This window comes from Xanthomonas sp. LMG 12462 (assembly GCF_009192885.1).
GTDB classification, from domain to species: domain Bacteria; phylum Pseudomonadota; class Gammaproteobacteria; order Xanthomonadales; family Xanthomonadaceae; genus Xanthomonas_A; species Xanthomonas_A sontii.
In genome coordinates, this window is sequence record NZ_NMPP01000003.1 from 68,595 (window position 1) to 89,032 (window position 20,438).

The window sequence follows — 20,438 nt, forward strand, 5'->3', positions numbered from 1 at the left end:
GGCCAGGCGCGGACGCAGGCATGCCGGTGGCGACGCCGGGCCATCGCGGGCCCGGCGGGGCGCGGCCGGCAGGTGATGACCCGGCCGGTGCTGCGTCGGCGCCCGCGACTCAGTCGAGGGCGACGGCCTGGCGCGGTGCGGCAGGAGACGCGGTCTGCGCGATCGGCTTGGCCTGCACCGGCATGCCGGGCATGAACACCTTCTGCACGCCGTCGACGATGACCTTGTCGCCGGCGGACAAGCCGCTTTGCACGATGCGCAGGCCGTCGGCGCTGCGGCCGAGCTGCACGTCGCGCCGCTGCGCCTTGCCGTCCTTGTCGACCACGTAGACGTACTTGCGGTCCTGGTCGGTGAGCACCGCGCGGTCGTCGATCAGCACCGCGTCGAAGCGACCGCTGCCGAGCAGCCGCACCCGCGCGAACAGGCCGGGGGTGAAGCGGCGATCGGCGTTGTCCAACAACGCGCGCACGTGGATGGTGCCGGTGCTGCGCACCAGCTGGTTGTCGAGGAAATCGACCTTGCCGGCATGCGGATAGCCGTCCTCGCCGACCAGGCCGACCTGCACCGGCAGGCTGCCGTCGCGCTCGCTCGGGCGCTGGCCGTCGCGCGCCATCTGCGCATAGCGCAGGAAGGTGCCTTCGTCGGCGTCGAAGTACACATGCACCTTGTCCAGCGACACCAGCGTGGTCAGCACGCTGGCGCTGTCGCCGGCGCTGACCAGGTTGCCGGCGGTGACCATCGCGCGGCCGGCGCGGCCGGCGATCGGCGCGCGCACCTGGGTCCATTCCAGGTTCAAGCGTGCGCTGTCCACCGCCGCCTGCGCGGCCAGCACGTCGGCCTGTGCCTGCTCGGCCGCGGCGCGCCGCTGTTCCCAGCTTTCGGTGGAGATGGCCTGCTGTTCGGACAGGGTCTTGGCGCGCGCGGCCTCGCTGGCGCTGAGCTTGGCCTGGGTGCGTGCGCGCGCCAGATCGGCCTCGGCGCGGGCCAGGTCGGCGCGGTAGCTGCGCGCGTCGATGGTGAACAGCACATCGCCCTTCTTCACCTCCTGCCCTTCGACGTAGTTGACCTTGTCGATGTAGCCGGACACGCGCGGGCGCAGGTCGACGTGCTCCACGGCCTCGACGCGGCCGCTGAACTCGTCCCACTGACTGATCTGCTTCTGCAGCGCGGGCGCCACGCCCACGCTCGGCGGCGGCGGCGCGCCCTGTTCGTTGGCCTTGCCGCCGCAGGCGGCGAGCGTGGCGACCAGCAGCGCCACCGCCAGCGGGCGCAAGGCGCCCGGCAGCAGGCGCGACGGCATCGGAATCGGATTCATGGAGAGACCTCGTGGGTGGAGAAGGAAAACGGCAAGGGGGTGAGCAAGGCGCTGCGCGGCTGGGCAAAGTGGCGGCGGTCGATCTCGACCAGGGCGCGGTCCGGCCGCTGCGCATCGGCAAGCAGCTGAACCACGGCGCGGCCGACGCCGAGGGTGGTGAACCACTCCGGGCAGTCGCCGATGGCGTCGTCGCTGCGGCACACCGGGGCGGACAGCGACAGCAGATGCACGTGCACGCCGAGCGGCTTGGCTTCCTCGTGCAGCACCTGGGCGAGCATGCGGATCGCGGAGGCCGCCACCGAACTGTCGCCATGCCCGGACCAGGCACGCAGCGCGCAGGGACTGCCCAGCAGCACGTAACGGGCGCCGCGCTCGTGCTGCGCCAGCAGCGGCAGCAGATGCCGGGCGGCAGCCAGGTGCGGCAGCAGGTCCGCATCCAGGCGCCGGCGCAGCGCCCCCAGCGGTCGCTCCAGCAGGCGCCCGGGGCGCAGCGGGCTGCCCAGGGCGGCGACCACCGCGGCCAGCGGCCGCGGCCGCTGCGCGATCTCGGCGACCAGGGCCGCGGCGGCCGCGTCGGTGCCGACCGAACCGCTCAGCACGTCCAGCCCGGGTTCGTCGCGGTGGCGATCGCGCAGCGCGGTCAGGCGGGCGCGGTCGCGCGCCACCGCCAGCACCGGGCTGCCCGCCTCCAGCAACGCCTGGACCACCCCCTGCCCGACCGTGCCGCTGCCGCCGAGGACCAGGACTTCGGGGGCCAACATCCCGCTCACGGGACTTTTCCTCCCACGGACGGGACAATCGCGATTCGCCCAAGCCGGTCGGTGCCGGACGCGCCCAGGCGCAGGCTGCTGCCGCCCTGCCGCCGCGGCGGCGGCGTGAACTCGCGAAACGCCCTCGGGTAAAGGGATTGCGCCGTCGCCACCGGCGCGGAACGGCGCCGCGGCTGGCGATCGGGGCAGGCGAAAAACTGGAACAGCGTGCGCATCGACATGGGCAAAGACCGTCGGTGATGGCGAATGCGGACAAATTAGGCGCCAAAGCCGCACTTGATTAGTCCGAATTAAGGGGAATAATCGTCCCGCTATCGGTCCAATCGTCTCCACCTCAAGGAACCGCCATGAGCCACGATCTGAACGACACCCTGATCTTCGTCAAGGTGGTCGAGCAAGGCAGCTTCATCGCCGCGGCCAATGCCCTCGGCCTGCCCAAGACCACCGTCAGCCGCAAGGTGCAGGACCTGGAGGCGCGGCTGGGCGCGCGCCTGCTGCACCGGACCACGCGCCGGCTCGGGCTGACCGAGGCCGGCGCGGTCTACCACGAGCATTGCCAGCGCATCGCCCGCGAACTGGAGGAAGCCGAGAGCGCGGTGGGCCAGCTGCAGGCCGGCCCGCGCGGCTGGCTGCGCTTCAGCGTGCCCTATTCGGCCGGCATCTCGTGGGTGGCGCCGATCCTGGGCGAATTCCACCGCCAGCACCCGGAAGTGCGCCTGGAGATGATCATGACCAGCGACAAGGTCGACCCGATCGCCGAAGGCGTGGACGTGGCCCTGCACATGGGCACGCTGCCGGATTCGACCATGGTCGCGCGCAAGCTCGCCACCTTCCGCACCCAGGTCTTCGCCAGTCCCTACTACATCGAGCGGCATGGCGAACCGCTGCATCCGGACGACCTGCAGCACCACCGCACGCTGGCGCTGAGCAACGGCCGCGGCGGCGGCACCCGGCTGTGCTGGCCGCTGCGCAACGGCAAGCAGAGCGGCGAATTCCTGGTCCAGCCGATCCTGCTGGCCAACGATTCGGCGGCGCTGATCGGCGGCCTGGTCTGCGGCGAAGGCCTGGTGTTGGCCAGCGATGCGACGATCAAGCCGCTGATCGAGGCCGGCAAGGCGCGGCGCGTGCTCGGCGGCTGGGTCGGGCCGGACCTGGATTTCAACGCGGTGTTCCCGGGTGGGCGCATGCTCTCGCCGAAGGTGCGCGCCTTCGTCGACTTCCTGGTCGACAAGCTCAACTTCGACGTCAGCTACATGATGGCGCAGTGCCCGGCCAAGCTGGCCACACAGCAGGCCGAGGACGGCGCCGAGTTCACCCTGTGCAGCGGCGTGGCGATGAACACGCAGTCGCTGGCCAGCTTGCCGCGCGTGGCCGCCGCGCCGGTGCCGGCGGACGCGGCGCTGGAGACGGAAGCCGAGGACGAAGAGGACGCGGCGCTGGTCTGAGCCGCGCCGCGCACAACGCGTCCCAGCAGCAGCGCAGAAACGCGAACGGGCCGCAGTGCGGCCCGTTCGTCGTTGCGGTCGGCGGATCGGTCAGCCGGCCGAGGCGCGCAGCGGCACCACGCGGATCTCCACGCGGCGGTTCTGCGCACGACCGGCCTCGGTGCTGTTGTCGGCGATCGGGTACTTCTTGCCCGCGCCCAGGGTCTGGATGCGCTCGGGCTGCACGCCCTGCGCGGTCAGGTAGGCGGCCACCGAGGACGCGCGCTGTTCGGACAGGCGCTGGTTGACCGCATCGCTGCCGATGCTGTCGGTGTGCCCGACCACCTCGATCATGGTCTGGTTGTATTCGCCCAGGGTCTGGGCCACGCCGTTGAGCGCCGAATAGAACTGCGGCTTGAGCGTGGACTGGTTGAAGTCGAAGGTGATGCCGTCGGGCAGGTTGAGGGTGATGTTGTCGCCGTCGCGGCGCACGTCGATGCCGGTGTTGGCGGTGCGCTCGCGCAGCGCGCGCTCCTGCCGATCCTGGTAGTTGCCGATCGCCGCGCCGCTGAGCGCGCCGATGCCGGCGCCGATCATCGCGTGCTGGCGGCGCTCGGTGGCGCTGCTGCCGCTGAGCAGGCCGGCGGCGACGCCGACCGCGGTGCCGATCAGCGCGCCGCGGCCGGTGCGGTTCTGCTGCTCGGTGGGATTGCCGTACTGATCGCGCTGCACGTAGGAGCCGCCGGTGGCGCAGGCGGACAGCACCAGCGCACTGGCCAGGGCCACGGACACGCCGCGAAGGGTGGTCGTTTTCATCATGTTCTCTCCGAACCTGGTTTGACGTGGCCGCAGCATAAACACGGCCACGCGAGGCGCGGATGAACGCAGCCCAGCGCGCGATGCGCCCGGTTCAGGAAGACGGCAGCAGGTCTTCGGCGTCGGCCGCGCGCAGCGGCTGCTCCCAATCGCCCATCAGCGCCAGGTACAGCAGCTTTTCGAATTCGGCGCCGACCCGGCGCATCACCGCGTCCGGATCGGGAATCAGCCGCGCATCGCCGATCAGGCCGAAATGCACGCGGTGGTTGTAGCTCATGATCGACACGCCGACGCCGATGGAGCCGGTCTGCGGCACCCAAAACATCATCTCGCGCACGCGGCTGCCGGCCAGGTACAGCGGCTGCTGCGGACCCGGCACGTTGGTCGCCACGGTGGTGGCCTTGCGGCTGAACAGGTCCAGCGCCGCCGACTGCAGCGCCGCCGGCGCCATGCCCACCGCCGCCAGCAGGCCGAACACCACCATCGCCTGCCGCGACTGCTTGAGCTGCTGCATCGACTCGGCCACGCACTGCAGGCGCCGCACCGGGTTGGCCTCGCCCACCGGCAGGTCCAGGAACACCAGGCCGAAGTGGTTGCCGAGCTTGCGCGCGTGCTCCAGCGGGCGCAGGTTGACCGGCACGGTGGCGCGCAGGGTCACCCCGTCCAGGCGTTCGCCGCGTTCGAGCATGTAGTCGCGCAAGGCGCCGGCCATGGTCGCCATCAGCACGTCGTTGACCGTGCAGTCGCAGGCGCGGCCCACCGCCTTGACCTCGTCCAGGTCCAGCGGCTCGGCCCAGGCCACGCGCTTGCTGACGCCGAGGCGGCCGCGCAGCAGCGTCGGCGGATCGTCGGCCAGCAGCAGCGCATTGACCAGTTCGCGGCCGATCAGCCCGCCTTCGCGCGCCAGCATCTGCGGCAGGTTCGGGTCCTGCGCCATCGCCCGGCCCTTGTCGAGCATGCGCCCGCCGAGCTTGAGGTAGCGGTCCACCGCGCCGACCCGGCGCACCACCTCCTTGCCGTCGTCCTTGAGCCAGGCGCGCCCGAGCTGCGCCGACGGCTCCGGGGTGCGCTGGGTATCGGTCAGCGACAGCAGCACCTGCACCAGCGCGATGCCGTCGGCATAGCTGTGGTGGATGCGCGCCACCAGCGCCGAGCCGCCTTCGTAGCGTTCGATCAGGTGGAACTGCCACAGAGGCTTGGTCTTGTCCAAGGGCGTGGAGGCCATCTGCCCGGCGAAGCGCTCCAGCGCCTTCTTCTGCCCGCGCCCGGGCAAGGCCGATAGGCGCACGTGCCAGTCCAGATCGAAATCGTCGTCGCGCTGCCAGTAGGCGCCGGTGGCGGTCTCCACCGGCTTCTGCAGGAACCGCGGGAAGGCCAGGAAGCGCTTGCGCACCAGTTGCTTGAGCGCGGGCAGGGTCAGCGGCTCGTCGAACATCAGCACGCCGGTGATCATCATCGGATTGGTCGGCCGGTCCATCCGCAACCAGGCGGTGTCCACGCGCGACATCGGTTCGCGCTGCGGCTTGCGGCGAGCTGAGCTGGTGGCCATGCGGGCTCCTGTCCGAGCCCGGAGTGAATCATGGCCCCGCGAAGGGCGTCAATCGCGCCTGCGACCGTGCTGCGCCGCGCAACACGGCGCAGTGCTCAGCCGGCGGCGGTCTCGCGATAGGCGGCCAGCGCCGCATCGCGGCCTGCGGCCAGGTCCACGATCGGCTGCCGCGGATACTGCGGGGCGGCGTGCGCCAGCCGCTGCGGCGCCTGCCAGGGCGCAAAGCGGTCGGCCACCGGCAGCGCCGCCAGTTCCGGCACCCAACGCGCGATGTACTCGCCCTTCGGATCGAACTTCTGCGCCTGCGTCACCGGGTTGAACACGCGGAAATACGGCGCGGCATCGGCGCCGGTGCCGGCCACCCACTGCCAGCCCAGTGTGTTGTTGGCCAGGTCGGCATCGACCAGGGTGTCCCAGAACCAGCGCGCGCCTTCGGACCAATGCACGCGCAGATGCTTGCACAGGTAGCTGGCGACGATCATGCGCACGCGGTTGTGCATCCAGCCGGTGTGCCACAGCTCGCGCAGGCCGGCATCGACGATCGGCACCCCAGTGCGGCCGCGCTGCCAGGCATGCAACTGCGCGGGATCGGGCGTGGCCCAGCGGAAGCGCTCGAACCGCGGGTTGAGGTTGCGCTCGGGCGTGTCGGGGAAATGGTGCAGCAGGTGATGGGCGAAATCGCGCCAGCCGAGCTGGCGGATGTAGCCGTCGATCGCCGCGGCGGTGGCGGCGCGGCGCTGCCGTTCCAGCGTCGCGACGATGCGCCATGGCGCGATCTCGCCGAAATGCAGGTGCGGCGACAGCCGCGAGGTGCCGACCTGGTCCGGGCGGTCGCGGCCATCGAGATAGTCGCGCAGCGCGCCGTCGACGAACACGTCCAGCGCCTCGTGTGCGCCCGCCTCGCCCGGCTGCCAGACCTCCCAGAAGCCGCGATCCCAGTCCAGCGCCGGCGCCAGGCCGAGTCGTTGCAGCGGCAGGCTGTCCAGATCCCTGGGCGGCGCTGGCAGCGTCTTCGGCGCGGCCTGCAACGCGGGCACCTGCCAATGGCTCAAGGCGCTGCGCCAGAACGGGGTGAACACCTTGTACGGGCCGCCCTGCTGCGTCGCCAGTTGCCAGGGTTCGAACAGCAGCGCGCTGTTGTGGCTGCGCACCTCCAGGCCCTGCTCGCGCAGTTCGCGCTTGAGCCGCGCATCGCGCGGTTGCGTGGCCGGCTCGTAGCGGCGGTTCCAGTACACCGCAACCGCGCCGCAGTCGGCGATCACCTGGCGCAGGGCGGTCTCGGCCGGGCCCTGGCGCAGGAACAGGCGCGAACCGCGCGCACGCAGTTGCGCGTCCAGCGCGGCCAGCGATCGCTGCAGCCAACTACGCGAAGCCGCGCCGGCGGCCCATGCGCCCTCGTCTTCCGGGCTGTGCAGATACACCGGCACCGGCGTATGCCCGGCATCCAAAGCGGCCTGCAAGGCAGGTTGATCGTGCAGGCGCAGGTCGCGCCGGAACCAGACGATGGCGTAGCTCATGCGAAGGGACGCAGCGAAGGACGCGCCATGATACGGATCGGGTGCAGCGGCCAGGTGAGCATGCGGCGCGAGTCGCACATGCTTCGACACCGCCGATCCTGGCGCAGCAAGTGTCGCGCTGGCCGGATTTCGTAGACATCGCCGCGCGCCGCGCACGCGCGCCTCGTCCGCCCTGCTATAACGCCGTGGCGGGCGCCGTCAGGTCGAAACGGCGCCGCGACCGCTGCTGATGGATGACGTTCCGGGGAAGGACGTCATCCGTGCTTTCGCTGCACCGCGCGCGACACGGCCACGGCCGTCTCGCGCGCACGGGGAACATCCGCCATCGCTTCTGCGACCTCACGACCACCACGGCCGGCGAGCGCGGCTGCGTGCGCCCCGAACCGCCCGCGCCCGGACCTGCATCGACAGGGCCGCGACGCGCTGCGGGCAGCCAACGGCGCAGCACGGTCATGCCCATCGCAGACATCCGCAAGACTCTCAGGAGAGCAAGATCCATGGACAAGCGCATCGCAAAAGTCGCCCTCACCCTCGCACTGAGCCTCGCCGCCCCGCTGGCGATGGCCTGCACCGCCGAACCCATCCAGCTACAGAACGAGGTCAGCCTCGACAACGGTATCGAGTGCGGCGGCGGCGGTGGCGGCGGCGGCAGCACGCCGGTCTACACGCTGCAGGGCGTGATCCAGAACCAGGGTTACGAGTCCGACGGACGTCCGGCCGGCGGCAAGCGCCTGAAGATCCGCGCGTACTCGCGCTTCGCCAACGCCAACAACGACCGCGTCGACGCCAACTACATCAACGTGCGCTGCAACGCCTACGACCAGATCGGCAACGGCTACACCACCGACTACGACGAGGAAGGCAACGGCGCGCTGGTCGACGTGCACTTCAAGTCGAACTTCGTCTACGGCATCTATCGCAAGATCACCGTGGTCTGCACCCACCACGCCGAGTACGGCGCCAACACCTACGACGCCACCAGCAACGCCGAGATCGAGATTCCCTACTGATCGCTGCGTCGCGCTCTCAAGCCGGCGCCCGGAACGTACCGGGCGCCGCACTCGCCAGATGATGTGCGTGTAGCGCGCAGGCTTACTCGAACGCGCCCACCGAATCGTGGGCGAGATTGTCGAAACGGGTGTATTCGCCGAAGAACTTGAGCTTGCACGACCCGGTCGGGCCGCCGCGGTGCTTGCCGATGATGATTTCGGCCAGGCCCTTGTCCGGCGAATTTTCCTTGTTGTAGTAGTCGTCGCGGTAGATGAACACGATCATGTCCGCGTCCTGCTCGATCGCGCCCGATTCGCGCAGGTCGGCCATCACCGGGCGCTTGTCGGTACGGGTTTCCAGCGAGCGGTTGAGCTGCGACAGCGCGATCACCGGCACGCCGAGTTCCTTGGCCAGGCCCTTGAGCGAGCGCGAGATCTCCGAGATCTCGGTGGCGCGGTTCTCGCTGTTGCCGGGCACCGACATCAGCTGCAGGTAGTCGATCACGATCAGGCCCAGGTCGTGCTCGCGCTTGAGCCGGCGCGCCTTGGAGCGCAGCACTTCCGGCGACACGCCCGGCGTGTCGTCGATGAAGATCTTGGTCTCCTTGAGCATCTTGATCGCACCGGTGACCCGCGCCCAGTCCTCGTCCTCGAGCTGGCCGGTGCGCAGGCGCTGCGCGTTGATGCGGCCGTTGGAGGAGATCAGGCGCATCGCCAGCTGCGAGGCGGACATTTCCATCGAGAACACGGCCACCGCCTTCTTCGACTTGATCGCCGCGTACTCGGCGATGTTCAGCGCGAAGGTGGTCTTGCCCATCGCCGGACGCGCGGCGAGGATGATCAGGTCGGTCGGCTGCAGGCCGGCGGTCATCGCGTCGAAGTCGTTGTAGCCGGTCGGCAGGCCGGTGATGTTGCCGCCGTTCTCGAAGCGGTTGCGCAGTTCCTCGAACGCGTCCTTCAACGCGCCGGGCATCGCCACGAAGTCGCTGCGCCCGCGCGCACCGGCCTCGGCGATCTGGAACACCGCCTTTTCCGCCGACGCCAGCAGTTCCGAACTCTCGCGCCCTTCCGGCTGGAAGCCGTCGTTGACGATGGTGGTGCCGACCTCGATCAACTGCCGCAGCACCGCCTTGTCGCGGACGATCTCGGCGTAGGCGACGATGTTGGCGGCCGAGGGCGTGGTGCTGGCCAGTTCGATCAAGTAGGCGCCGTCGCCGACCATCTCCAGCTTGCCCTGCGATTCGAACCACTCGCCCAGGGTCACCGCGTCGAACGGGCGCCCCTTTTCGGCCAGCTCGCGGATCGCGCGGTAGATCAACTGGTGATCGCGCCGGTAGAAGTCGTTCTCGGTGAGCTGGTCGTTGACCCGGTCGTAGGCGTCCGGCGCCAGCATCAGGCCGCCGAGCACGGCCTGTTCGGCCTCGATCGAGTGCGGCGGCACGCGCAACTGGTCGAGACGCGGCTCGCTGCGTTCGCTGCGCTCGCTTTTGCGATCGCCGCGGTAGCCAGGACGGGCGGACATAGGCTGGGTCTTCTCTGTGGGGCGCGGGCGCCGGGCGCGGCCTCACCGCGGCCCGGGCGCCGATTTTAGTCGCCGCGCCCGGCCGGGGCTAGGGCGACGCTCAACACAGGGCGCCTGCCTGAGCGGCGGCACCTGCGTCGTCCCGCCTCGCCAGAGGCTGGGGACAAGTCTGGGGACAAGTGGTTGAGAACCTCACCGAGACCGCGTCGCACAAGGCCCGCCCTGCCCCATCCGCGCACCACGGCACGCGCCGCGGTAGCGCTTCAGGCCTGCAGTTCGTCGATCCAGGCGATGAACTTGTCGACGAAGCCGGCGAGGAACTTGCGCGTGCGCTCGTCGTCGATCGCGCCGTCCTCGGCGATCAGCCCCTCCTTGAACTGCAGAAAGATCTCCGGCTGTCCCAGCACCGGCATGTCCAGGTAGGCCAGCACGTTGCGCAGGTGCTGCTGCGCCATGGCGGTGCCGATCGCCCCCGGCGAGGTCCCGCACACCGCGGCCGGCTTGCCGGCGAAGGCGCTCTCGCCGTACGGCCGCGAGCCCAGGTCGATGGCGTTCTTGAGCACGCCGGGGATGGAACGGTTGTATTCGGGGGTGACGAACAGCACCGCGTCGGCGCCGCTGACCTGCGTCTTCAGGCGCCGGCCCTGCGCCGGATAGTCGTGGTCGTGGTCCTGGTTGTACAGCGGCAGGTCGCCGATCTCGACGTACTCGAAACTGGCGCGGTCGCCCGCAAGTCGCTCCAGCGCGTGCGCCAGGCGCCGGTTGAACGATTCCTTGCGCAGGCTGCCGACGAACACGGCGATGCGGTACTGGCTCATGGCGTTACTCCTGACCGAATGGACCTGCAGGCTAGCCGCCGGCGCGCGGCAGTCAGGTGAACGCCGTTGACGTCCCGGTCTGCGCCAAACGTGCCTGCACGTCCTCCGGCAGCGGCGGCAGCGCCACGAAACCCGGCGTCGCGCGCACCCGCTGCAGCCAGTCGCACAGCGCCGGATACTGGGTCAGCGCGATGCCGGCATCGCCGGCGCAATGCGTATAGGCGAACAATGCGATATCGGCGATGCCGTAGGCCGGGCCGGTGAACCAGGCCTGCGCCTGCAGGTGCTGCTCCATCACCGCCAGCGCCCGCGTCGCGCCCTCGCGCAGGCGTGGGAGTTCGGCGCGCCGCGGCGAGTCGGGCGGCGTCCAGCCGCAGACGAAGCGCGCAACTGCCACATAGGGTTCGTGGCTGTACTGCTCGAAGAACAGCCAGCTCAACGCCTGCGCGCGCTGCCAGGGATCGGCGGGCAGATACCCGGTGCCCTCGGCCAGCCAGCACAGGATGGCGTTGGATTCGGCCAGCACGCGCCCATCTTCGCGTTCCAGCAGCGGCACCTTGCCGTTGGGATTCTTGGCCAGGAACGCCGGGGTGCGGGTCTGGCCGTTGGCGCTGTCGACCTCGACCCAGCGGTAGCCGCAGCCGAGCTGGTCCAGCAACAGCCGCACCTTGTAGCAATTGCCGGACAGCGCCATGCCGTACACGGTCAGGGGAAAACGTTCGGATGCCATGTGCTGCTCCTGTGTCGAATGCTGCCGTCGTCGTGGCTCAGCCCCGCGCCTGCCACTGCGCGCGCGACTGGGCCCACACCTCCACCTCGAACGCCTGCAGCGGCTCGGGCAGGCGGTCCTGGCGCAGGTAGCGCGAGCCCAGCTTGGCCGCCACCGCCTTGGAGTTGGCGTTGTCCGGCACGATGGTGTGGATCACCTCGGTCCAGCCCAATTGCGCGAACGCCCAGTCGATCGACGCCGCGGCCGCCTCCGGCGCATAGCCCTGGCCCCAGAACGCGCGGGCGATGCCCCAGCCGACCTCCGGACCCGGCCAGCCGTGCGGCTGCCAGGGGCCGACACGGCCGATCCACTGCCCGCTGCGCTTCTCGATCACCGAGAACATCGCAAATCCCTGCAGCTGCCAGCTGCCGACCAGCGAGGTCAGGCTGCGCCAGACCACCGATGGCGCCTGCACGCCGCCAAGGTGATGCATGGTCTCGGCGTCGGCGGAAAAGGCGCAGAACGCCGCGAAATCCTCGGCAGTGGGCGGGCGCAGCACCAGGCGCTCGGTTTCCACGCGCACATCGAAGACGCTCATCGTCGGTTCTCCTTTGAACAGGCCCGCAGCCGGCCGCGGGCGATGGCTTCAAAACGCATTGATGCCGGTCAGTTCGCGGCCAACCACCAGTTGGTGCACGGTCTCGGTGCCCTCGTAGGTGATCACCGACTCCAGATTCAGCGCATGCCGGATCGCACCGTAGTCGGTGGTGATGCCGGCGCCGCCGAGCAGGTCGCGGCATTCGCGGGCGATGTCCAGGGCCATGCGCACGTTGTTCCACTTGGCCAGCGACACCTGCGCCGGCTGCAGCGTGCCGGCGTCCTTGAGCCGGCCCAGTTGCAGCGCCAGCAACTGCGCGCTGGCGATGCGCCGTGCCATGTCGGCCAGCTTGATCTGCGCGCTCTGCGTCGCCGCCAGCGGCCGCCCGAACAGCATGCGCTCGCCGGCATAGGCCAGCGCCTCGCGCAGGCAGGCGATGGCCGCGCCGATCGCGCCCCAGCTGATGCCGTAGCGGGCCTGTGTCAGGCAGCCCAGCGGCCCCTTCAAGCCGCGCACGCCGGGCAGGCGCTGGCTGTCGGGCAGGCGCACGTCGTCGAAGAACAGCGCCGAGGTCACCGAGGCGCGCAGGCTCATCTTGTGCGCGATGTCCTGGGTGCCGAAGCCCGGGGTGCCGGCCTCGACCAGGAAACCCTGGATGCCGTCGTCGGTCTGCGCCCACACGATCGCCACGTCGGCGATGCTGCCGTTGGTGATCCACATCTTGCTGCCGCTCAGGCGCCAACCGTCGCCGTCGCGCACCGCACGGGTCTGCATCGCCGCCGGGTCGGAGCCGCCCTGGGACTCGGTCAGGCCGAAGCAGCCGATCGCCGTGCCGGCGGCCATCGCCGGCAGCCAGCGCTGGCGTTGCGCGTCGCTGCCGTAGGCGTGGACCGGGTACATGCACAGCGAGGACTGCACACTGACAAAACTGCGCAGGCCGCTGTCGCCGCGCTCCAGTTCCTGGCAGATCAGGCCGTAGCAGACCGCGTTGAGGCCGCCACCGCCTTGCCCGGCCGGCAGGCTGGCGCCGAGCAGCCCCAGTTGCGCCAGTTTCGGCACCAGTTCGCGCGGGAACCGCGCCTGGTCGAAGGCGTCGCCGATCACCGGCAACACCTTGGCATCGACGAAGCGCGCCACCGCCTGCTGGATCGCGCGCTCCTCCTCGCTGAGCAGCGCGGCTACGTTGAACAGGTCGTCGCAAGGCAGGGGCATGGCGGTGTCCACGGCGAAAACCGCATTGTATCGGCCCCGCCCGCGCCGCCGCCCGGAGATAGACGAAGGCCGGCGCACGCGCCGGCCTTCGGAGGTGCAACCGCGCTGCGACTCAGCGCTGGCTAACGGCGACGTCGCCGGCCGAGGCGGTCTGGGTGACCAGGCGGCCGTCCAGCACCGGCAGGCGGTCGCTGTTCGGGCGGTCGTCCATGCGCACGGTCTTTTCCTGGCCGTCGTAGCGGTAGGTCACGTCATAGCCCTTGACCACGTCCTGCGTACCCATGGCGATGCGGCTGCCCGGCTTGCTGTCCATGCGCATGGTGCCGGTGGTGCCGTCGTCGTTGCGGTAGGTCACGTTGTAGCCGGTGATGGTCGAGGACTGCGCGGTGCTGTTCTCGGTGTGGCACTGGCGCTCGGTACGGTCGACCACGCGGCCGCCGACATGGTTCTGGTCGATGCGGTTGCCGATGAAGCCACCGGCCACCGCACCGGCCGCGGTCGCGGCCTTGCGGCCGTTGCCATGGCCGATCTGGTTGCCGAGCAGGCCGCCGACCACCGCGCCGACCACGGTGCCGCCGACATTGCCGTCGCGCTCGGGCAGGCGCTCCTGCACCACCACGTCGTTGCACACCTGGCGTGGCGTGGTGGTGGTGGAGGTCTGGCGCAGCGGCTCGGTGCCGATCACCTCGGCGTAGCGCTGCTGCTTCTGGGTGATCGGGTCGACCCGGACCACGTCGGCGTACTCGAGCTTGCCGCCGACGCTGTTGTCCATCGCGCTGTCGCCGCGGGTATTGTCCAGGGCCGGGCGCACGTCGCCGCTGGCGACGTCCACGGGTTTGTCGCGATTGTTCATGAAGGCCGCGGTGGCGACGCCGCCGACCAGCAAGGCGCCAGCCGCGACCAGAACGGTTGTCGTAGTGCTTTTCATGTGTGCTCTCCTGCGGGCTGACCGCGTTGTCTACGGTGCTGTGATTACCATGCCGAAGCTGAACCGATCCGCTCCCTATTCAGTAACGCGGCGTACACGCAACTGGTAACGCCCCCGGAACGTCGCCATATCAAAGGTGTTAGCGTTTCCACCGCTGCCCCGGAGCACCTGACATGCCCAACCCGATCATCTATCCGCTGCTGCGCTGGGCGGGCAAATTGCGCTACCCGACGCTGTTCAAGATCACCGCCGGGCTGTTCGTGCTGAGCGTGCTGCTGCCCGATCCGGTGCCCTTCATCGACGAGATCGTGTTCGGCCTGGGCACCCTGCTGCTGGCCAACTGGAAGACCCGCACCCCGGCGCCGGCCACCGCGCCGCTGAACTCGACCGCGCAGCGCGTGCGCCGCTGAGCGCCGATGCCGTTGATCGACAGCCACTGCCACCTGGACGCGGAGGAGTTCGATCCGGACCGCGACGCGGTGATCGCGCGCGCGCAGGCGGCGGGCGTGCAGGCGCAGGTGGTGCCGGCGGTGACCGCGGCGTCCTGGGCGAAGCTGCGTGCGGTCTGCGCGGCCGCGCCCGGCCTGTATCCGGCGTATGGCCTGCATCCGCTGTTCCTGAAACAGCACCGGCCCGAGCACCTGCCCTTGCTCGGCGAGTGGATCGAACGCGAGCGTCCCTGCGCGATCGGCGAATGCGGCCTGGACTTCTTCGTCGAAGGCTTGGACGAAGCCGAGCAGCAGCGCTATTTCGCCGGCCAGCTGCAACTGGCACGCGAGTTCGACCTGCCGGTGATCGTGCATGCGCGGCGCGCGGTGGACGCGGTGATCCTGGCGATCCGCAAGGTCGGGCGCCTGCGTGGCGTGGTGCACAGTTTCGCCGGCAGCGCCGAGCAGGCGGCACAGTTGCAGTCGCTGGATTTCCTGATCGGCCTGGGCGGGCCGGTCACCTACGCACGGGCGCAGCGCCTGCGCCGGCTCGCCGCCACGGTGCCGTTGCAACAGCTGCTGCTGGAAACCGATGCGCCGGACCAGCCCGATGCCGCAATCCGCGGCCAGCGCAACGAACCGGCGCGGCTGCGCACGGTACTGGACACCATTGCCGCGCTGCGCGACGCACCTGCCGCCTCCATCGCCGCGCAGACCACGGCCAACGCGCAGCGCTTGTTCGGCCTGCCCGACGTGCTTCCCGACACAGCCGCGCCGGGCTGACGCAGGGCTTTCCCGCAGACACAGCGCACACCGCTCGCCGGCGTGGCGGCGCCCTACGCAAGCGCCGCTCGGCACACAGGCACGCTGGCCAACGCGCAGCTCCACGCTGCAGCGATCCGCGCGAACGTCGCTTGCCGCGCATCTTTCGTACGAAACTGTGAACTGGGCTACCGGATCACGGTCTTTCGACAGGGTTTCCGCCTGCTGGCTTCTGCTACTGTGCACCGCGCTGAACGGCGAGCGGATCTTTTGTCCGCCAGGCACCGGAGTGTGAACCCGTTCGCTCTCAGCAAAAGGCTCGGCGGCCGGCTCGATGGCACGCGTTCTGGCAGATCGGATCATCCTGGCGTGAAACAACCGGCAAGCCGTATCCCCTACCCGCTTCTCCACAGCGCGCGGCGCACGCGTGCGATCGCCTCCTCCGCGGCCGCCCCGGCGCGAGCGGAGCCATCGCGCATGCGAGCGCCACGACGATGAAAAACGCCGCGAGTTCGGAGAAACACGTCTCCAACGGCGAAAGCTGGGTCTCCCTGAAATTCCGCGACAGCAATCGCAGCCGCAAGATGCGCAGCACCCTGACCCTGGCCGGGGTCTCGTGCACCACGCTCGGCGCCTTGTGGACCGTGTGCTACCTGTACTACGGCCGGCCGGAACTGGCGCTCGCCTTCGTCGGGCTCACGGCGGTCGGCCTGCTCGCGCTGTGCCGCCGCCGCCATTGCGACGAGGCCTCGTTGTCGCTGGTGGCGCATGGCGTGTTCGTGGTGGTGCTGGTGATCTCGTTCATCGATGCGCCGATCGGCACGGTGCCGCGCTCGGTGCACACCTTCTTCTTGCCGCTGGCGGCCGGCGCGCTGTTCGTGTTCGACCGCAGCCGCCGCTACCGCGCGCTGGTGTTCCCGCTGGCGTGCCTGGGCGCCTTCGTCGCGTTCGGTTCGGGCGAACTGGACTGGCTGGCGCCGGCGTCCTCGCCACCGCTGGGGATGCGCCGGCTCGGCGCGATCTCCAACATGGCCTGCGCGGCCGGCCTGCTCGCGGCGATCCTGCACATCTACCGCAACGACGTGAACGCGCGCATTTCGCTGGAGCGGGAACTGGCGCGCGCAGTCGGCAACGGCGAGATCGAGGTGCTGTACCAGCCGCAGGTGAGCGCGAACGGCAGCATGCTCGGCGCCGAGGCGCTGGTGCGCTGGCGCCATCCCAGCGGCAAGCTGCTGACCCCGGACAAATTCATCCCGCTGGCCGAAGAGAGCCAGCTGATCCGGGACGTGGGACTGGAAGTGCTGCGTCAGGCCTGCAGCACGCTGCGGCGCTGGTCGCACGAGCAGGATCTGCGTGCGCTGGTGGTCGCGGTGAACGTCAGCCCGGTGCAGTTGCTCGATCCCAACTTCGTGGCGTCGGTGAAGCAGGTGATCACCAGCGAGGGCGTGGCGCCGGCGTCGCTGGAATTCGAACTGACCGAATCGGCGCTGTACGTGGACACCGCCGGGGTGCGCGCCAAGATGCACGAACTCAAGGCGTTCGGCATCGGCTGGGCGCTGGACGATTTCGGCACCGGCTTCTCGTCGCTGGCCATGCTCAGGACGCTGCCGGTCACCAAGCTCAAGATCGACCGGCAGTTCGTCAACGACGCCAAGGCCGACGAGTCCTCGAGGCGCCTACTGGCCAAGATCGTGGAGATCTCGGAGGTGATGGGCATGGTCGCGCTGGCCGAAGGCATCGAAGATGCGCAGCAGTGCGAGATGCTCTCGGCCATGGGTTGCCGGCACTTCCAGGGCTTCCTGTTCGGCCGGCCGCAGCCCGCGCACGACCTGGAACGGCTGGCCTTCCTGCAGGCCGGCACCGAGCGCAACCTGATGAGCGGCGCGGCCACGCGCGCCCCGGACGCGCCGCCGCCGTCCAGCGCGCGCTAGGCGGCCGCCGCCTCGCGCGCCACCGCGCGCTTCAACAGCATCTCCAGCGCCTTGCCGACCGCGGCGAAGGCGAACGCACCGGTGATGTGGGTGGCCGCGCCCAGCCCGGCACCGCAGTCCAGATTCAAGGCCGCATCCGGCCCCAGCACCGGCCTCAGTCCGCAGACGCTGCCATCGGCCTGCGGATAGCGCACGTTCTCCAGCGAGTACACCGCCGGCACGCCGAAATAGCGCTGCGGGTTCTTGGGGAAATTGAACTCGCTGCGCAGCTTCTTGCGGATCAGCGCCAGCATGGCGTCGTGCTCGGTGCGCGACACGTCGCGGATCCGCACCAGGGTCGGATCGGTGCGCCCGCCAGCCGAGCCCACGGTCAGCAGCGGCAGCTTGCGCCGCCGGCACCAGGCGATGGTCTCGACCTTGACCCGAAAGCTGTCGCAGGCATCGATCACCAGGTCGAAGCCGGCATCGAGCAAGTCGGCGATGTTGGTCGGGGTGAGGAAGGCCTCGACCGCCACCGCCTCGATCTGCGGATTGATCGCCACGCAGCGCTCGGCCATCGCCACCGCCTTGTTGCGCCCGTACTGACCGGCCAGTGCCGGCAGTTGCCGGTTAGTGTTGGACACGCAGATGTCGTCGGCGTCGATCAGGGTCAGATGCCCGACGGCCGAGCGCGCCAGCGCCTCGACCACCCACGAGCCGACCCCGCCCATGCCAACCACCGCCACCCGGCACTGCGCCAGCCGCGCGATCGTGCCTTGCCCGTAGAGCCGGTCGATGCCGGCGAAGCGCTCGCGCCATTGTTCGTTCATCCGCGCATTTTAGGGGATTGCCTGGGGAGCCGGGATTGGGGACTGGGGATTCGCGGCGTGGCTTGGCGGCCCGCGCGCGACGCGTCGCCGCAGGCGTACCATCGGCACTCCATCCCGCTGCGCATGCCTGCCATGGCCAAGCCGCCCTCATCCCCGCCCGCCTCAACCTCACGCTATCTGTTCGTGCTGCTGGCCGGCCTGTTGCTCGGCCTGGTGCTGACGGTGATGGCGCTGCGCGCGGTGCAGGCGCGGCAGGATCCGTTCCCGCGCAGCCTGATGCAGGTGATGGGCAAGCAACTGGCGCTGCTCGAACGCGACGCCGCGCACCGGCAATGCAGCGGCGCGGGTCCGCAGGCGCGGCTGCGCACGCTGCGCCTGCTCGGCGACGAGCTGGGCACGGCGTTTCCCGACCTGGCCGACGACAGCCGCTTCCGCGAGCACGCCGATGCCCTGCGCGCCGGTGTGGACGCGGCGCTGGCACAGCCGCCGGCGGACTGCGCCGCGCTGGCGCAGGCGCGCCAGCAGATCGACGAACGCTGCGACGCCTGCCACCGCGATTTCCGCTGAGCGTTCGGCGAGAGCGCTGCCGAGCTTGCTGCAGGGGGTTCGCTGACGGACCGACGCAGGCCTCGCTGCGCTGGCAGCGTGGCTTCAGCGCACATGTGCCAAGACGCGTGTCGATGAATTGCCGCTGACGCAAGCCGGCGCGTGGCTGAACGGCACCTGCCAGGGTTGGCGTTGCATTCACGCAGGGGTGGACAGGATGCGTGCGAACGCGGCGCTGCCGCCGCGCTCCATCACTGTCGAGGAGAGCACCCATGAAGATTCAACTGATGGCCACCGCTGCCGTGGCGACCCTGGCGCTGGCAGGCTGCGCCACGTCCCCGGGCTATGGCGGCGGTTACGGCGGCGGCTACAGCCAGCCGGCGCGCGGCGGTTACACCCAGACCCGCTGCGCCGACTGCGGCATCGTCACCCGCATCGACACCGTACCGTCCGGCCGCACCGCGCCGTCGGCCACGGGCGCGATCCTGGGCGGCATCGTCGGCGCGGTCGCCGGCCACGAGATTTCCGACCATACCGGCGGCAGCAAGGGCAACCAGAACGTGTCGGCGGTGGCCGGCGCGGCGGCTGGCGCACTCGCCGGCAACCAGATCCAGAAGAACGTCACCAGCGACACCTACGACGTGCATGTGCAGATGGACGACGGCCGGGTGATCGTGGTCAACCAGCGCGACCTGGCCGGTGTGCGCGAGAACACCTACGTGCGCGTGGTCAACGGTCGCGTCGTGCCGCGCTGATCGGCCTCGGCGACCTGCCCCGAAACGCAAAAAGGCCCGCAGTGCGGGCCTTTTTGCTGCGCGCGACGCGGCGCGCGACAACGCCTCAGAGCGGCTGCACCGCGTCGGCCTGCAGGCCCTTCTGGCCCTGCACCACGGTGAAGCTGACCTTCTGGCCTTCCTTCAGGCTCTTGAAGCCCTGGGTCTGAATCGCCCGGAAGTGCACGAACACGTCCTCGCCGTTCTCGCGGCTGATGAAACCGAAACCCTTGGCATCGTTGAACCACTTCACGGTGCCGTTTTCGCGATTGCCAGTGCCGTTCATGATCGACTTACTCCTTGGAACACGTCTCAGGGGTGGGTACGCCGTGGGGTGCGGCGGCTGGTTGCAAGGAGGAAGCGAGGTATAACGATGTAGCGGATCGGTGGATCTACCGCATCAGGCCACGATTCACGGTGACCTTTGCAAACGCAGCGGCTGCAACTTACCCCGGTCAAAATGAAAATGCAATCAGCAAAAAGACCCCATCTGTCAACCCCCAAACCTCCCCCGCGGTGAGCCACGTGGACCCTGCGTTCATCTATTACATCTGTGCCGGTCTCCTGGTGCTGGTCGGGCTGGCAGGGGTGCTGCTGCCGGCCCTGCCCGGCACGCCGCTGATGTTCGCCGGAATGCTGCTGGCGGCCTGGGCCGACGGCTTCCAGCGGCTCGGCTGGCCGACGCTGACCGTGCTGGGCGTGCTCACCGCGCTGTCGCTGCTGGTCGACCTGCTGGCCACCGCGTTCGGTGCGCAACGCGTCGGCGCTAGCCGCAAGGCGCTGTGGGGATCGGTGCTGGGCGGGATCGCCGGCATGTTCTTCATGCCGATCGGGCTGTTCGTCGGCCCCTTCGTCGGCGCCCTGGTCGGGGAGTACTGGCACGGCCGCGAACTGCGTCAGGCGACCCGCGTCGGCGTCGGCACCTGGCTGGGCATCGTCCTGGGCACCGCCGCCAAGCTCGGCCTGGCGCTGGCGATGCTCGCGGTGTTCGCGGTGGCCTGGCTGCTCTGACGCAGCACGCC

At 69.8% G+C, this 20,438-nt stretch carries 22 protein-coding genes; 8 read left to right on the forward strand and 14 right to left on the reverse strand.

Annotation, left to right across the window (positions count from 1 at the left end):
* Nucleotides 1–109 precede the first annotated feature (109 nt).
* From CEK69_RS01295 to CEK69_RS01305, 3 genes are read right to left on the reverse strand one after another with little or no spacing between them, the layout of a single operon-like run.
* Complete coding sequence (locus tag CEK69_RS01295) at nucleotides 110–1,315, reverse strand: efflux RND transporter periplasmic adaptor subunit (RefSeq protein ID WP_152239617.1); 1,206 nt, start codon at nucleotides 1,313–1,315, stop codon at nucleotides 110–112.
* Nucleotides 1,312–2,085: an SDR family oxidoreductase gene (locus CEK69_RS01300; protein WP_193313850.1), complete on the reverse strand. Its 774-nt coding sequence runs from the start codon at nucleotides 2,083–2,085 to the stop codon at nucleotides 1,312–1,314. Before CEK69_RS01300 ends, CEK69_RS01295 begins: the two co-directional genes overlap by 4 nt.
* On the reverse strand, nucleotides 2,082–2,306 hold the full coding sequence (locus tag CEK69_RS01305) for a hypothetical protein (protein WP_152243323.1): 225 nt from the start codon (nucleotides 2,304–2,306) through the stop codon (nucleotides 2,082–2,084). Before CEK69_RS01305 ends, CEK69_RS01300 begins: the two co-directional genes overlap by 4 nt.
* 126 nt (nucleotides 2,307–2,432) lie before the next feature.
* Here CEK69_RS01305 and CEK69_RS01310 point away from each other — a divergent pair, with 126 nt between their 5' ends.
* On the forward strand, nucleotides 2,433–3,530 hold the full coding sequence (locus CEK69_RS01310) for a LysR family transcriptional regulator (RefSeq protein WP_152243325.1): 1,098 nt from the start codon (nucleotides 2,433–2,435) through the stop codon (nucleotides 3,528–3,530).
* A gap of 90 nt (nucleotides 3,531–3,620) precedes the next feature.
* On the opposite strand, the gene CEK69_RS01315 is transcribed toward CEK69_RS01310, so the two are convergent.
* The 3 genes from CEK69_RS01315 to CEK69_RS01325 all read right to left on the reverse strand — a co-directional run bounded on the left by CEK69_RS01315 (nucleotide 3,621) and on the right by CEK69_RS01325 (nucleotide 7,391).
* Entirely contained in the window at nucleotides 3,621–4,328 is a 708-nt protein-coding gene (locus CEK69_RS01315; protein ID WP_198526544.1) for an OmpA family protein, read from the reverse strand.
* Between the two features lie 91 nt (nucleotides 4,329–4,419).
* Complete coding sequence (locus tag CEK69_RS01320; protein WP_017909015.1) at nucleotides 4,420–5,874, reverse strand: wax ester/triacylglycerol synthase family O-acyltransferase; 1,455 nt, start codon at nucleotides 5,872–5,874, stop codon at nucleotides 4,420–4,422.
* Nucleotides 5,875–5,969: 95 nt separating this feature from the next.
* Entirely contained in the window at nucleotides 5,970–7,391 is a 1,422-nt protein-coding gene (locus tag CEK69_RS01325; RefSeq protein ID WP_152243327.1) for a deoxyribodipyrimidine photo-lyase, read from the reverse strand.
* 497 nt (nucleotides 7,392–7,888) lie between these two features.
* Between CEK69_RS01325 and CEK69_RS01330 the strand changes: the two genes are divergently transcribed.
* Nucleotides 7,889–8,401, forward strand: coding sequence for a hypothetical protein (locus CEK69_RS01330; protein WP_152243329.1), 513 nt, complete (start codon nucleotides 7,889–7,891; stop codon nucleotides 8,399–8,401).
* Between the two features lie 82 nt (nucleotides 8,402–8,483).
* On the opposite strand, the gene CEK69_RS01335 is transcribed toward CEK69_RS01330, so the two are convergent.
* From CEK69_RS01335 to CEK69_RS01360, 6 genes are all read right to left on the reverse strand, one after another.
* Complete coding sequence (locus tag CEK69_RS01335) at nucleotides 8,484–9,902, reverse strand: replicative DNA helicase (protein ID WP_017909018.1); 1,419 nt, start codon at nucleotides 9,900–9,902, stop codon at nucleotides 8,484–8,486.
* 263 nt (nucleotides 9,903–10,165) lie between these two features.
* Nucleotides 10,166–10,720, reverse strand: coding sequence for an NADPH-dependent FMN reductase (locus tag CEK69_RS01340; RefSeq protein ID WP_152243331.1), 555 nt, complete (start codon nucleotides 10,718–10,720; stop codon nucleotides 10,166–10,168).
* Between the two features lie 52 nt (nucleotides 10,721–10,772).
* A complete protein-coding gene (locus CEK69_RS01345) occupies nucleotides 10,773–11,450 on the reverse strand; it encodes a glutathione S-transferase family protein (RefSeq protein WP_152239865.1) in 678 nt (225 codons plus the stop codon).
* A gap of 37 nt (nucleotides 11,451–11,487) precedes the next feature.
* Entirely contained in the window at nucleotides 11,488–12,027 is a 540-nt protein-coding gene (locus CEK69_RS01350; RefSeq protein WP_152243333.1) for a GNAT family N-acetyltransferase, read from the reverse strand.
* A gap of 48 nt (nucleotides 12,028–12,075) precedes the next feature.
* Nucleotides 12,076–13,251: an acyl-CoA dehydrogenase family protein gene (locus CEK69_RS01355; protein ID WP_193313851.1), complete on the reverse strand. Its 1,176-nt coding sequence runs from the start codon at nucleotides 13,249–13,251 to the stop codon at nucleotides 12,076–12,078.
* A gap of 100 nt (nucleotides 13,252–13,351) precedes the next feature.
* The gene (locus tag CEK69_RS01360) at nucleotides 13,352–14,167 is read right to left on the reverse strand and encodes a glycine zipper 2TM domain-containing protein (RefSeq protein ID WP_026143201.1); all 816 of its coding nucleotides are present in this window, start codon (nucleotides 14,165–14,167) and stop codon (nucleotides 13,352–13,354) included.
* A gap of 173 nt (nucleotides 14,168–14,340) precedes the next feature.
* Here CEK69_RS01360 and CEK69_RS01365 point away from each other — a divergent pair, with 173 nt between their 5' ends.
* The 3 genes from CEK69_RS01365 (at nucleotide 14,341) to CEK69_RS01375 (ending at nucleotide 17,288) form a co-directional block, all read left to right on the forward strand.
* Entirely contained in the window at nucleotides 14,341–14,577 is a 237-nt protein-coding gene (locus CEK69_RS01365) for a DUF6116 family protein (RefSeq protein ID WP_152243337.1), read from the forward strand.
* 6 nt (nucleotides 14,578–14,583) lie between these two features.
* Nucleotides 14,584–15,378 (forward strand): TatD family hydrolase, encoded by a 795-nt coding sequence (locus CEK69_RS01370; protein WP_152243339.1) that lies wholly within the window; start codon nucleotides 14,584–14,586, stop codon nucleotides 15,376–15,378.
* A gap of 473 nt (nucleotides 15,379–15,851) precedes the next feature.
* On the forward strand, nucleotides 15,852–17,288 hold the full coding sequence (locus CEK69_RS01375) for an EAL domain-containing protein (protein WP_152243341.1): 1,437 nt from the start codon (nucleotides 15,852–15,854) through the stop codon (nucleotides 17,286–17,288).
* Here the strand turns inward: CEK69_RS01375 and CEK69_RS01380 are convergent.
* Nucleotides 17,285–18,097, reverse strand: a complete 813-nt coding sequence (locus CEK69_RS01380) for a tRNA threonylcarbamoyladenosine dehydratase (protein WP_017912803.1) — start codon at nucleotides 18,095–18,097, stop codon at nucleotides 17,285–17,287. The genes CEK69_RS01375 and CEK69_RS01380 overlap by 4 nt on opposite strands.
* A gap of 132 nt (nucleotides 18,098–18,229) precedes the next feature.
* Between CEK69_RS01380 and CEK69_RS01385 the strand changes: the two genes are divergently transcribed.
* Nucleotides 18,230–18,664: a hypothetical protein gene (locus CEK69_RS01385; protein WP_017909028.1), complete on the forward strand. Its 435-nt coding sequence runs from the start codon at nucleotides 18,230–18,232 to the stop codon at nucleotides 18,662–18,664.
* 251 nt (nucleotides 18,665–18,915) lie between these two features.
* Nucleotides 18,916–19,398, forward strand: coding sequence for a glycine zipper 2TM domain-containing protein (locus tag CEK69_RS01390; RefSeq protein ID WP_017912805.1), 483 nt, complete (start codon nucleotides 18,916–18,918; stop codon nucleotides 19,396–19,398).
* A gap of 85 nt (nucleotides 19,399–19,483) precedes the next feature.
* On the opposite strand, the gene CEK69_RS01395 is transcribed toward CEK69_RS01390, so the two are convergent.
* The gene (locus CEK69_RS01395; RefSeq protein ID WP_017909030.1) at nucleotides 19,484–19,702 is read right to left on the reverse strand and encodes a cold-shock protein; all 219 of its coding nucleotides are present in this window, start codon (nucleotides 19,700–19,702) and stop codon (nucleotides 19,484–19,486) included.
* A 239-nt stretch (nucleotides 19,703–19,941) separates the two neighbouring features.
* Here CEK69_RS01395 and CEK69_RS01400 point away from each other — a divergent pair, with 239 nt between their 5' ends.
* Nucleotides 19,942–20,427 carry a DUF456 domain-containing protein gene (locus CEK69_RS01400; protein ID WP_026143477.1) on the forward strand — a complete coding sequence of 162 codons (486 nt, stop codon included), beginning with the start codon at nucleotides 19,942–19,944 and terminating at the stop codon, nucleotides 20,425–20,427.
* Nucleotides 20,428–20,438 lie beyond the last annotated feature (11 nt).